9 protein-coding genes and 1 tRNA gene are annotated in these 12,599 nt (G+C 48.1%); 8 read left to right on the top strand and 2 right to left on the bottom strand.

The genetic code is table 11. The annotated features are described in order from the left end of the window. The 5 genes from IDZ20_RS11070 to IDZ20_RS11050 all read left to right on the top strand — a co-directional run. A partial coding sequence (locus IDZ20_RS11070) for a rhomboid family intramembrane serine protease (RefSeq protein ID WP_188151499.1) occupies positions 1-693 on the top strand: 693 nt, incomplete at its 5' end. Positions 694-738: 45 nt separating this feature from the next. Continuing rightward, the gene (locus tag IDZ20_RS11065) at positions 739-981 is read left to right on the top strand and encodes a YeaC family protein (protein ID WP_188151498.1); all 243 of its coding nucleotides are present in this window, start codon (positions 739-741) and stop codon (positions 979-981) included. A gap of 125 nt (positions 982-1,106) precedes the next feature. Beyond that, complete coding sequence (gene pepN / locus IDZ20_RS11060; RefSeq protein ID WP_188151497.1) at positions 1,107-3,770, top strand: aminopeptidase N; 2,664 nt, start codon at positions 1,107-1,109, stop codon at positions 3,768-3,770. Positions 3,771-3,887: 117 nt separating this feature from the next. Next, positions 3,888-4,433, top strand: coding sequence for a cytochrome b (locus IDZ20_RS11055; protein ID WP_188151496.1), 546 nt, complete (start codon positions 3,888-3,890; stop codon positions 4,431-4,433). A 121-nt stretch (positions 4,434-4,554) separates the two neighbouring features. After that, positions 4,555-5,175: a YceI family protein gene (locus IDZ20_RS11050; RefSeq protein ID WP_188151495.1), complete on the top strand. Its 621-nt coding sequence runs from the start codon at positions 4,555-4,557 to the stop codon at positions 5,173-5,175. A 153-nt stretch (positions 5,176-5,328) separates the two neighbouring features. Here IDZ20_RS11050 and IDZ20_RS11045 read toward each other — a convergent pair. Continuing rightward, positions 5,329-5,418: transfer RNA gene (locus IDZ20_RS11045), tRNA-Ser, on the bottom strand. A 67-nt stretch (positions 5,419-5,485) separates the two neighbouring features. After that, positions 5,486-8,470 (bottom strand): Rne/Rng family ribonuclease, encoded by a 2,985-nt coding sequence (locus tag IDZ20_RS11040; protein ID WP_188151494.1) that lies wholly within the window; start codon positions 8,468-8,470, stop codon positions 5,486-5,488. 1,029 nt (positions 8,471-9,499) lie between these two features. On the opposite strand from IDZ20_RS11040, the gene rluC reads away from it, so the two are divergent. The 3 genes from rluC (at position 9,500) to IDZ20_RS11025 (ending at position 12,264) form a co-directional block, all read left to right on the top strand. Continuing rightward, positions 9,500-10,459, top strand: a complete 960-nt coding sequence (rluC, locus tag IDZ20_RS11035) for a 23S rRNA pseudouridine(955/2504/2580) synthase RluC (protein WP_188151493.1) — start codon at positions 9,500-9,502, stop codon at positions 10,457-10,459. Positions 10,460-10,576: 117 nt separating this feature from the next. Beyond that, the gene (locus tag IDZ20_RS11030; protein ID WP_188151492.1) at positions 10,577-11,227 is read left to right on the top strand and encodes an HAD family hydrolase; all 651 of its coding nucleotides are present in this window, start codon (positions 10,577-10,579) and stop codon (positions 11,225-11,227) included. Between the two features lie 41 nt (positions 11,228-11,268). Then, positions 11,269-12,264 carry a S49 family peptidase gene (locus IDZ20_RS11025; protein ID WP_188151491.1) on the top strand — a complete coding sequence of 332 codons (996 nt, stop codon included), beginning with the start codon at positions 11,269-11,271 and terminating at the stop codon, positions 12,262-12,264. Positions 12,265-12,599: the final 335 nt, after the last annotated feature.

Below are 12,599 nucleotides of genomic sequence, written 5' to 3'. Positions count from 1 at the left end.
CCCCCCAGCCGTGATAAGCAACCGCCGAAGCTGCCGCCAAATGCGTCGTCGGCACAGCGCGCATTACACCAGTGGCTAACCTTTAGCGCTTCGCCCAAAAAAGTACCGCTAACGCTATTGGTTATCTTCGCTGGATTTATTGGTTTCGGTCTTACAGATTCTTTTTATAATGCGGAAATTTTGAACCAATTGTCATTTCAGTCGTGGAAGTATCTTGTGCAAACAGGTGAATACTGGCGATTAATTACACCTATATTTATTCATTTTGGTCTTTCGCATATTATTTTTAATGGCCTTTGGATGTGGGATTTAGGTAAGCGCGTCGAGGTCGAACTCGGCGCTGGTGTTTTACTGTTAGTGATTATGGCTACTGGAGCTTTCTCCAATTGGTTACAGTTTGTGGTTAGTAGCAACAATAACTTCGGCGGCTTGTCGGGTGTCGTTTATGGGCTGCTCGGTTACCTTGCTATTTTTGGTTATAAACACCCCATTCTTCATCTGCAAATGCCGAGAACGTTATTGGTGATGATGATCGCGTTTTTAGCCTTGGGATTTACCCCCATTTTTGAAAAGCTTTTTGGGGTTCGACTCGCTAACTGGGCTCACCTTGGCGGGCTTGCCGCTGGGGTTGTTGTAGCGTTAGTTCATCGACTGGTTGGCAGTGCAAATACAGTAAAAAGTAAAGAGCGCTAGATTCAAAATTAATGAAAAATATCTACTGACGAAGGGTTTAACCGCGTGGATAAAGAAAAAATATTGCAAAGCATGACACCGGAAATCTATCAGCGATTTCGCACCGCGGTGTCGATTCGTAAGTGGCCCGATGGCCGTCAATTAACCCAGCAGCAAGTCGAGACCTGCATGCAGGCGATTATCGCCTATGAGCATGAGTATGTAGCGGAGCATGAACGTACTGGTTACGTCGCGCCAAAGAAAAAGGCTTGCGCCACTGAACACGAAACGCCGCTCAAGTGGCAGTAGTTGACTATGTACCGTGAAACAGCCGTCAAGACTTCTAGCGACCGACGCTGATATCTTGCACGATCGCCTATCAATACTGATACAGCGCCGCGTACGGCCTATATCTCAATTAAATGGAACGCCCTGTGAAAGATGCTAGCCCCCGAACAATCTATTTAAAAGACTATCAAGCGCCGGATTTTGCCATCGACACTACCCAGCTATATTTCGACCTTTATGAGGACTACTCAGAGGTAACCGCAAGGTTAGTTATATCGCGATCAGCTGAAAATGTCGTTCCGCAATTGGTATTGGATGGCCAGGACTTAAAGTTGTTAAGTATTAGCATTAACGACTGCGAGCTGGCGAAGGATGCGTACGAGATTGGCGAAGAAACCTTGACGTTAAATTTCGATAAAGTGATTGTTGAAGGGTTCTCTCAGCAAAACTTCATTCTCGAAACAAAAGTTCGCATCGAACCGCAAAACAACACATCATTAGAAGGCTTGTATAAGTCGCGCACGATGTTTTGTACCCAGTGCGAGGCTGAGGGCTTCCGAAAAATCACCTACTATCTAGATCGTCCTGATGCGCTGAGTGAATTTACCACGCGCATCTACGCGGACAAGTCTCGCTATCCAGTTTTATTGTCCAACGGCAACCCGGTTGCCAGCGGCGATTTAGACGGCGGGCGGCACTGGGCAGAATGGCACGACCCATTTAAAAAGCCCTGCTATCTATTTGCCCTAGTCGCGGGCGATTTAGTAGCGGTAGACGATGAGTTTAAAACACAATCTGGACGAGATGTTTTACTGCGTATTTTTGTTGAAGAAAAAGATCGCGATAAATGTGACCACGCCATGCGTTCACTTAAGAACGCCATGCGCTGGGACGAAGATGTCTATGGCCGTGAATATGACCTCGACATTTTTATGATCGTCGCGGTTGACGATTTCAATATGGGCGCGATGGAAAATAAAGGCCTGAATATATTTAATACGTCCTGTGTTTTGGCCAATGAAAAAACCACCACCGACGCGGGCTTTCAACGAGTCGAGGGCGTCGTCGCCCACGAGTATTTTCATAATTGGTCGGGTAACCGCGTGACGTGCCGCGATTGGTTTCAGTTGAGTTTGAAAGAAGGTTTTACCGTTTTTCGCGATGAAGAGTTCTCTGCCGATATGGGCTCCGCCACCGTAAAACGAGTTGAAGATGTGAGCTTATTGCGCACCAATCAATTTGCCGAAGACGCCAGCCCGATGGCTCATCCTGTTCAACCGTCATCCTTTATTGAAATTTCTAACTTTTATACGCTTACCATCTATGAGAAGGGCGCGGAAGTGGTTCGAATGATTCGCACCTTACTCGGCCCGGCGTTATTCCGCAAAGGTAGCGATCTGTATTTTGATCGGCACGATGGTTGTGCCGTGACTATCGAAGATTTTATTGCGGCTATGGCAGATGTTTCCGGTCGAGATTTTTCTCATTTTATGCTGTGGTATCAGCAGGCTGGAACGCCAAAGCTAAAGGTGACAGGTGACTATAATCAAACCGAGAAAACCTACACCTTAAAGGTGCAGCAGTCGTGTCCCGCAACGCCGGAGAGCGCTACTAAAAAACCATTTTTGATTCCGCTCGATGCTGCACTTATCGGCGAGCAAGGGCGCATAGCGCCGAGTAAAGTATTGGAAGTGAGCAAAGAGCAGGAAACGTTTGTTTTTCATGATGTTGCCGAGCGGCCAGTGCCATCGTTACTGCGCGGGTTCTCTGCACCAGTGAATCTTGATTTTGCTTACAGTCTAGACGATCTGACCCGTTTGATGGCTCGTGACGACGATGGTTTTTGTCGTTGGGATGCCAGCCAGAAAATGGCGATTCAGGTGATTAATAATGTAATCGTATCACTTGCGAATGATCCTGCTCCCACTGTCGATAAACGTTATCTTGATGCTTTCGGTGAGGTGCTTAATCAAGCCATTACCAGCTTGAAAAATAACGATCAGACTTTGGACTTGGCAATGATCGCATTGATGTTGCAGCTACCAAGCGAAGAGTATATTGCTCAACAGCATAGCGTTGTTGATGTGGACTCTATACATCATGCGCGTGCACGCGTTAAGCGCAAGCTTGCTACCACCTGGTACGAAGAAATCTTGGCCGGCTATGAGTACTTAAATGTGCCCGAAATTTTTGCTGTTGATGCTGCGAGTATTGCGCGCCGCACCTTAAAGAACACTCTGCTCAGTTATTTAGTGACATCTGGCCGTGAGCAAGCGATTGATATTTGTGCACTGCAATTAGCGACAGCAACGAACATGACCGATGAAATTGCGGCGCTCACGGCGTTAACGCACTCGGCCAGTCGCTACGCGGTGGACCAAAAGGGCGCTGCTTTAGCGTCGTTTTATAGTAAGTGGAGCGATGAAGCGCTGGTGGTTAATCAATGGTTTGCCGTGCAGGCTACTGCGCCGCTGCCGACGACGCTCAACCAGGTCGAAGAGCTGATGAAACATCCTGCATTCGATGCGAATAATCCCAACAAATTACGGGCGCTGGTGGCGGGTTTTTGCATGCGTAATCCCATCGCGTTTCACGAACGCAAAGGCAAGGGCTATCGTTTTCTTGCCGATCAGATTATTCAACTGAATGCCCGCAACCCGCAAATTGCCGCACGTTTGCTGACGCCGCTTACTCGCTGGCGTAACTACGACGAGCAGCGTCAGGGGTTGATGCGGGAACAATTGAAGCGTATCAGTGTCACACCGAAGTTATCGAAAGACGTGTTCGAAGTGGTCACAAAAAGCTTGTAGTCTAGTTTTATTGGTTCACGCTTTTGGCATGTATGTAGGCTAAATTATCTAACTTTATCTCCCTGTTACTTTTGTTTGTTTCAGAGGAGGTACAACAAAAAATAATAGGGGGTAAAGGTGCAATTAAAAAATGATTCGAATAGCTACGGTTGGTTACATGTATTGTTACATTGGTGGACAGCTTTAGCCGTTGTTGGTTTGTTTGCTTTAGGTTTGTGGATGCACGATCTTGATTATTACCACGAGTGGTATCGCACCGCGCCGTATATTCACAAGAGTGTCGGAGTGGTATTAATTTTAACCTTAATCTTTCGGTTCTACTGGCGTTTAAATAATGGCGTACCGAATTCGATAGAAACGCATAAAAGTTGGGAGAAGAAGTTAGCCAAACTTATGCACTGGTTATTTTACGGGCTTATTTTCTCGATGTTTTTTAGTGGCTATTTTATCACCACGGCTAAAGGTCAGTCGTTAGAAGTGTTAGGTTTTATAGCTATTCCCGCCACACTAACAGGTATAGAAAACCTTGAGGATATCGCCGGTGAGATCCACGAGCTCACCGCTTTCAGCATTATCTGGCTAGCGGTATTGCACGCTGTCGCGGCGATCAAACACCATCTGGTTGATAAAGATCGAACACTATTACGTATTTTAGGTCGCTAGTTTTTAATGTGATCGAAGATCGTAATTTTTAATCTTTTTTGCGCTAACCTGCGTAAGCAGGAGAGTGATTCGGTACTGTTCGTTCAGTACTAAACTTTTTACCCTTATTAAGGAGACCACAATGAACAACCTGTTTAAGTCTGTTTCAAAATTTGGCCGCAATACTGCACTTATCGCGACTATTGCTGCCGCGAGCTTGACTTTACCGTCGCTAGCAAACGCTGACGACTACGTGATTGATACTCGTGGTGCGCATGCGTTCGTACAGTTTCGTGTTAAGCACTTGGGTTATAGCTGGTTGTATGGACGGTTTAACAAATTTGAAGGTGAGTTTAGTTATGACGCAGCGAAGCCAGCCACTAACAAAATAAAAGTCGACGTGGATATGACTAGCTTGGATACCAATCACGCCGAGCGCGATAGCCATCTAGCCGGAGATAAGTACCTAAACTTTGGCAAGTACACGAAAGCGAGCTTTGTTAGTACCGCGTACAAGTCCACAGGAGGCCATACGGCGCAAGTTACCGGTAATCTAACCCTTATGGGTGTTACCAAGCCAATCACCATTGAGGTCGAGCATATTGGCGGTGGTTCGGATCCTTGGGGCGGGTATCGTCAAGGCTTTGAAGGTCGAGCCGTAATCACACCGAAAGACTTCGGCTTAGATATGGCCGCCAAGTTAGGTGCGGCTGCAGCTCAGGTGGAGTTATTGTTAAGTGTTGAAGGTATTCGCAAGAAGTAGCACTTCTAGAAAATTTCTGCTCAGTAACGTTATCGAAAAATAATGATACGGGGTGCTTAAAGGAAATAAAAAATGCTCAAGGAAACTTGGGCATTTTTTTCAGCTGAAAAAAACTAGACGAAAAAAAACCCGCTAATGCGGGTTTTTCGTTTTTGGCGGTGGGGTAGGGATTTGAACCCTAGGAGGGGATAAACCCTCAACGGTTTTCAAGACCGCCGCTTTCGACCACTCAGCCACCCCACCAGAAGGGTCGAGATTATACATAGGATTACGGCGGTGGCAAGCCGTAATCCTACTTTTTTGTTTAAAATCAGCTCTCTAGCGTAGAATTGTTGGTTTCTACAGCGGGTTGTTGATTTCTTGAGCGACGCGGATCGTTTTGAGGGCGCTTCAATTGACGCGGTTGAGTCTCGATTTTTGCAGGCTCCGCCGTATTAAGTGGGCGGCCAAGCTTAGTTTCGGAACTAACACTGCTAATCAATACTTCGGTAACTGGCTTTGGCGAGTAACGCGGGTCATTGTTCGCGCGTGAAATTTGACGTGGCTGAGTCTCCACGCTTGGCTGTTCTTCTTCAGCTGCAACATCTTTAGCGTCTGATACGGCCTCATCGTCTTGGTTGGGTGAATTAACATCTACAGTGGTGGCTGGAGGTGCTTCTGGCTCAGCTACCGCTTTCTCTGGCTGCGTTACTTCAGGCTCCGCTTGACTCACCTTAGCTGGCTTCATGTCCTCGCTGGGCGTTTGCACCGCTTCAGCTGCGGTTGTTTCCGTCGCGGTCACTTGTTCTTCGGCGGCGCTTGCGGTCGCCGCTGCAGCAGCTGTAACCGACGCGGTCGTGGCAGCTGTACTGACATTGACCTTATTCGCCGTAACTTTTGCCAATTCTGCCACCGCAGCCTCGGCTTCGGCTTGCACCGAGCTTACTGGCGACGCAGTAACCGTATCGCTGCCGTTAGTTTGACTGTCATTGCTATCGGCGTTGCGATTCTCGTCATTGCGGTTATTGCGATTGCGACCCTGCTGATCGCGATTGCCGCGTGGCGCGCGTGAACGTTGTGGTGCGCTCTCTGTATTCAGCTCCGCCTGAGCCTGTTCTGATGAATCGATTGCTTCCGTCACTTGCTGGTTGAGTCCAGCTTCTACTTCAGGCAAGGGGCCGCGGCGACGCTGTTGATTGCGGCCGCGACGATTTGAAGGCCGCTTTGCTGGCCGATCTTCGTTGTTTTGTGTGTTGGCCTGCGCTTCGGCCGCGTTGCTATCGCTCGCCTTTGCAGCTGTATCCGTTGATGGAGCCGCCTCTCGATTATCTTGATTGCGCTCAGTGTTGTCGCGACGGTTGCGGTTACGGCTGCGTTTAGGACGATCTTGATCGTTGCGGTTGCGGTTGTTGCGATCACGATTGTTGCCGTTGTTCTCTGATACCTGCGCGTCGCTAGCGGTATCGCTGCTTTGGTTGCGGTCGGTATTACTGGTAATAGTGTCGTCTTGGCCTTCGTCGCCACGGCGATTACGATCATTACGGTTGCGATTACGGTTGCGATTGCGGTTGCCGCCTTGACCTTTTTGGTGGCCGCGACCACGACCTTTCGGAGCGCTTTTAGCTGGCTCTTCCTCACTGCTGAACAGCCCACCTAGTGACGCAAGAATACGATCTATTAAACTAGGTGTCTTCTTGATGATTTCTGGCGCTGGCTGGGATGGAGCTAGGTGCTGTACCGCTGGCTTAGGTAGTGCGTCTAACGCCTCTTTTGAATCTACAACTTCGTTATCGTCCTCTAAGGGCAACTCTATTTTGTAGCTGATTTCGGTGCCTTCAACTTCATCGTCGCGTAAACGCTGTACTTCGAAGTGGGGGGTCACCATCTCTGTGTGAGGTAAAATGGCAATTCGTGTGCTGTGGCGTTGCTCGATACCGGAAATCGTTTTGCGCTTCTCATTAAGAAGGTAAGTAGCAACAGAGACGGGCACGATGGCGCGAATTTCTGCGCTGCGCTCTTTCTGAGCCGCTTCTTCGACGAGACGTAAAATGGATAGACCGATCGATTTGGTGCCGCGAATAGTGCCCTGACCACTACAGCGTGGGCATACTTTGGAGGTGGTTTCTCCCAGCGAAGGACGCAGGCGCTGACGTGACATTTCCAGCAAGCCGAAACGTGAAATTCGACCGATCTGTACACGTGCGCGGTCCATTTGTAGGGCGTCGCGCATACGGTTTTCAACCGAGCGCTGGTTGCGTACCGGCTGCATATCGATAAAGTCGATCACCACAAGGCCGCCCATATCGCGCAAGCGTAATTGGCGAGCAATTTCATCAGCCGCTTCGAGGTTGGTTTGCAGTGCGGTTTCTTCAATGTCACCACCTTTGGTGGCGCGTGAAGAGTTGATATCAATACTGATTAAGGCTTCGGTCACGTCGATAACGATCGAACCACCCGATGGCAGCTTTACTTCGCGCTCGTAGGCGGTTTCAATTTGCCCCTCGATCTGAAAGCGGTTGAACAGCGGTACAGACTCTTCGTAAAACTTAACCTTGCTGCGGTAGTTAGGCATAACCTGCTGAATAAAGTCGACCGCAAGATCGAAGGTTTCACGATTGTCGACGATCACTTCGCCGATATCGGGGCGGAGATAGTCACGAATGGCGCGAATAACAACGTTACTTTCTTGGAATAGAAACGCGGGAGCCGAGGCTTTGCCGGACTCTTCGCTAATCGCGGTCCAAAGTTTCAGTAGGTAGTTTAAGTCCCACTGCAACTCTTCAGCACTGCGGCCAACGCCGGCGGTGCGAACAATAATACCCATGCCTTCCGGGATTTCGATTTGACCTAGCGCATCTTTAAGTTCTGAGCGGTCGTCACCATCGATACGGCGTGAAATACCGCCAGCGCGTGGATTGTTTGGCATAAGTACCAAATAGCGTCCAGCCAAGCTGATAAATGTTGTGAGTGCCGCGCCTTTGTTGCCGCGCTCTTCTTTGTCTACTTGAACGACAACTTCCTGACCTTCCCGAACAACATCTTTGATTTTAATTCGGCCTTCGATCTCGCGCGGGGACTTATTGAAGTATTCGCGGGAAATTTCTTTTAGGGGGAGGAAACCGTTGCGGCCATTGTCGTACTCGACAAATGCGGCTTCTAGAGAGGGTTCAATGCGGGTGATTCGGCCTTTATAGATACTGGCTTTTTTCTGTTCGCGGAGACGGTTTTCGATATCTAAATCGTACAACCATTGCCCGTCGACAAGCGCTACGCGCAGCTCTTCTGGCTGAGTAGCATTAATTAACATTCTTTTCATGTAGGTATTTCTCTGTAGTGCGCCCGTACCGGAGGGTTTGCCAGAGATAAAGAAGGGATGGAACTAAGGCGTAAAACCTGAATAGAATCCAATGGTTGCGGTGAGCTAGCGTTTAGCACGACCGGTTTGCACAACTGGGTGTTCGGGTTCTACGCAAAACACCTGCAGCAGTACTGCACGTTGCGTAGAACTAGCCTAAATTACCGATATATGTACTTACCTTGTCGCTATCGTCGTTTTAGGTTGCGCAATTTATCCAATGGTGACAAAAAATAGCGGGTCACTTGCAGGGCTGGTGGAGATAAAGCCTTATGTATAGCAGTGGTGAGGTCCATTTGTTGTCTTTGTATTCCAACGCTCAGCTCAGTTATTGGCGCAGTTTTGTATGCGCATTGTACTGATTTGAACGTTTTGGTTTTTCACTTAGCGGCAGTAACTCGGCGCTGAAATAAGACTGGGAAGCCGTTTTGTTGAGCTTCGCTTTTGATCAAACGTCAACCTTGGGGTGTATTGTATACACCGTTACACACTTCCCTGACCGCGATCTTGTTGTAAGGTCAGATGGGTACAGATTCGAAAGGTGAATGATCTATCGGGTTGACGTGATTCACTGTGGGTTTACTTAAACCACTTATTTTCATACTGTGAAAAGCAGTGAATTGTGTGTCTTATTTTGCGGCGAGCCTGCCGGTCTATTCTTAATCTCTACAAACGCGAGGGTAGTCGCGCGGTTTTGCAAATCGCTCTAGCCCACTAGGCTAGAGCACCAAATAACAAGTGCCTGACGGATGCGGGTTTACTATCTGTACCCTTCTGTATTAATCAGATGCATCACGTTGCAGAATATAAGTCGAGCGGAAACAAGCCGAACGACCGCCGGAATATAGCACTGTTGCCACATAGATTCAATTCTGGTAACCCACCTTTGTTCGTTTTTCCGTGTTTTCTCGTGAGATCGCTGCCGTTGGTTGCTATTATGGGCAGCTTATTCAACTGCTGCTGGGTATACCCCAATGAGTTCCTATATTTATGAGTGATAAGGTTCAGTATCTTGAGATTACCGACGCCGCCGAAGGCCAAAGGTTAGATAACTTCCTTTTAGCGCGCTTAAAGGGCGTGCCAAAGACCTTGATATACCGAATTATCCGCAAAGGCGAAGTGCGTGTTAATAAAGGAAGGGCTAAGCCTGATCGAAAGCTTGTTCTGGGTGATTCGGTAAGAGTGCCACCCGTCCGAACCCGTGACGCAGCCGAGCCAGCGATGCCGAGTGTAGGTTTGCAGCGACGTCTCGAAGCCTCGATTCTATATGATCAGGGAGGGCTGATGATCGTAAACAAGCCGTCCGGTTTAGCCGTACATGGTGGCAGCGGTATTAGTCTCGGGTTAATTGAATCTTTGCGTCAAATGCAGCCACCTGGCCGATTCTTGGAGTTGGTGCATCGTTTAGATCGGGAAACCTCCGGCTGTGTGATGGTCGCTCGTAAACGCTCCATGCTCAAATACCTACAGGAACTGCTGCGCAAGGAGAAGCAAATCACCAAAGAGTACGTTGCTTTAGTGAAAGGGCATTGGCCATCAGGATGCAGGCTGGTGGACGCGCCTCTCCTGAAAACATTGCAAACAACCGGCGAGCGGTTTGTGCGAGTAAATCCCGAGGGGAAATCTTCACGCACGGCCTTTGAGGTGCTGGAGACCTTTGCAGACACCACTTTAGTTAAAGCGCGCCCACTCACCGGCCGTACCCACCAGATTCGTGTGCACGCGCTTAGTCAGGGGCACCCGCTAGTCGGCGACTCAAAATATGGGGATGATCGATTTAATGAGCTGTCGAGAAAGGGCGGCGCCAAGCGCTTGTTTCTACACGCGCAATCACTCGTCATTCCAATGCCAGAGGGCGAAAGTTTGCGCGTAGAAGCGCCACTTCCCGACGATTTGCAGCTAGTGCTGCAAAGTCTGCGCAAGCCGAACCTTGCACAGCCTGATGATTAGGTTATTTAACCTTTAAGGGATGCGCGAGCGACGTAGGGTGTTGCAGTGATTAAGCAGAGAAATTTAAGCGTATATCTGCTGTAATAAATCTAATAAATTCATAATAGGTAAGTGTTTGTGCTCTATATTTTTGATTGGGATGGAACTATTAGTAATTCGGCCGAAAAAATTATTAGATGTATGCAGCAAGCGGCTGTGTCTGCAGGTGTTGCGCCGAGAGACGACGCAGCGATAAAAAACATTATTGGGTTAGGGCTTCCTGAGGCCATAAGGACGCTTTACCCTAGTATTTCAGCAGAGGCAGCTGATGCTGTGCGAGATGGATACTCCGAACATTTTATATCGGCAGATGTAACGCCGTCACCGTTCTTTCCCGGCGCAGCGGAAGCGATGACTCAGCTGCGAGATCAGGGGCATTCGCTGGCCGTAGCAACCGGCAAGAGTCGTCGCGGTTTAGATAGAGTTTTGGGGCGGCTAGGTATGGACACTTTTTTTCACGATAGTCGCTGTGCAGACGAAACCGCATCAAAGCCCAACCCGAAAATGCTTTGGGAGCTTTTAGCTGCGTTCGACTTGTCGCCAACAGAGGCGGTGATGATTGGTGATACTGAGTACGATATGGCTATGGCTCACGCGATTGGAATGCCGAGAATTGCGGTAAGTTTCGGGGCCCATCATATTGATCGACTAAAAGCCTACCAACCCGAATTGTGTATTGATAATTTCGCCGATATCCTAAACTGGCAGCCTAAAAAAGGTGAGCCCTAAATTTTATGGCCTAGTTTGGCGCCATTTTATAAGAGTAACTTATGCCTTTAAAAAACCTATTCACATCGAAGCAAGCAAGCATTGACCCTAACGATGAGAATCGAGAATTCAAATTAATGGCTGCCGTTGTAGAGGAAGCGTTTGACGAACAAAAAAAAGCTCGACGTTGGGGGATACTTTTCAAGAGTTTAACCTTCGCGTATTTGTTTGTTGCTATGGCGATGTTTTACCCTAGTCTGAAAAATATCGGAGTGGGAGGGAAGGGCGAGCATACCGCTATCGTGAATATCAAAGGGCCGATCATGGCAGATGAAGCCGCCTCGGCAGGAAAAATAAACGCTAGTTTGCGCAGCGCTTTTGAAAATGAAGGTGCAAAAGGAATCATACTTGTTATTAATAGCCCAGGTGGAAGCCCTGTTCAGTCTGGCTATGTGTACGATGAGATATTGCGTTTGCGAGGTCTTCATCCAGAGAAAAAGGTCTACGCTGTAATTGAAGATATCGGCGCCTCCGGAGCCTATTACATCGCTGCTGCTGCAGATGAAATATATGCGAACCGATCAAGTTTAGTCGGTTCGATAGGCGTTACCGCGTCAGGCTTTGGCTTTGTCGGCGTTTTAGAAAAATTAGGTGTAGAGCGCAGGCACTACACCTCCGGTGAGCATAAAGCTTTTCTCGATCCATTCTCGCCAGCAAAAAAAGATGAAGCCGAATTTTGGCAACAAGTATTGCGGGATACTCACGACCAATTTATTACAGCCGTAAAAGATGGGCGTGGCGATAGATTAGTCATTACTGAGGATGTAACCAGCGGACTTATTTGGAATGGCGAGCAAGCATTAGCTAAAGGTTTGATTGACGGGCTGGGCAGCCCCAGTTTCGTTGCGCGGGAAATAATTGGCCAGGAAGAGGTTTATAACTACACCTATCGAGAGCCGCCGTTTAAGGCGTTGTTGAATGGCCTGGGTGTTTCTGTAGGTAAAGGCGTGGCGACTATTTTTGAGTCTCAAAGTGCCCAGCTTCAGATGACGTTTTAGTTTTGTGTGTAGATGGTTGGAGTACTGAATTTTAGGATATATGTCTTTTAGTATTACTATTACGGCGGATACAGGCGTAATTGTTTGTTTTACGAGCAGTAATCGGCCTGTTTTGTGTTGCTTGGTTTTCAGCGGTTGTATGACTTAGAAAGTCGAGACGTGTTTAATCACAACCCTTCTCTAAACCAATGATTTTATTTGGGTTTTTTGAAGGTGTGTGGATGTAAGTCTTACGGGTGTGTTAAAACACGTCCTTCATAAATAGAATAAAATGTTATGCGTCTTAACGGCTGGTAGAGTAGGGCTTGTAATTCATTGGGATTGTTTGCTGTAAA

This window comes from Teredinibacter waterburyi, assembly GCF_001922985.1.
GTDB classification, from domain to species: domain Bacteria; phylum Pseudomonadota; class Gammaproteobacteria; order Pseudomonadales; family Cellvibrionaceae; genus Teredinibacter; species Teredinibacter waterburyi.
Note: the sequence above shows the minus strand (reverse complement) of the source record. Positions and strands in the feature narration are given on the sequence as shown.

Bases quoted from the DNA above. Each gene is read 5' to 3' on its own strand.
- IDZ20_RS11050 (WP_188151495.1), top strand. From the start codon at position 4,555: ATGAACAACCTGTTTAAGTCTGTTTCAAAATTTGGCCGCAATACTGCA.
- IDZ20_RS11040 (WP_188151494.1), bottom strand. From the start codon at position 8,470: ATGAAAAGAATGTTAATTAATGCTACTCAGCCAGAAGAGCTGCGCGTA.
- rluC (WP_188151493.1), top strand. From the start codon at position 9,500: ATGAGTGATAAGGTTCAGTATCTTGAGATTACCGACGCCGCCGAAGGC.
- IDZ20_RS11025 (WP_188151491.1), top strand. From the start codon at position 11,269: ATGCCTTTAAAAAACCTATTCACATCGAAGCAAGCAAGCATTGACCCT.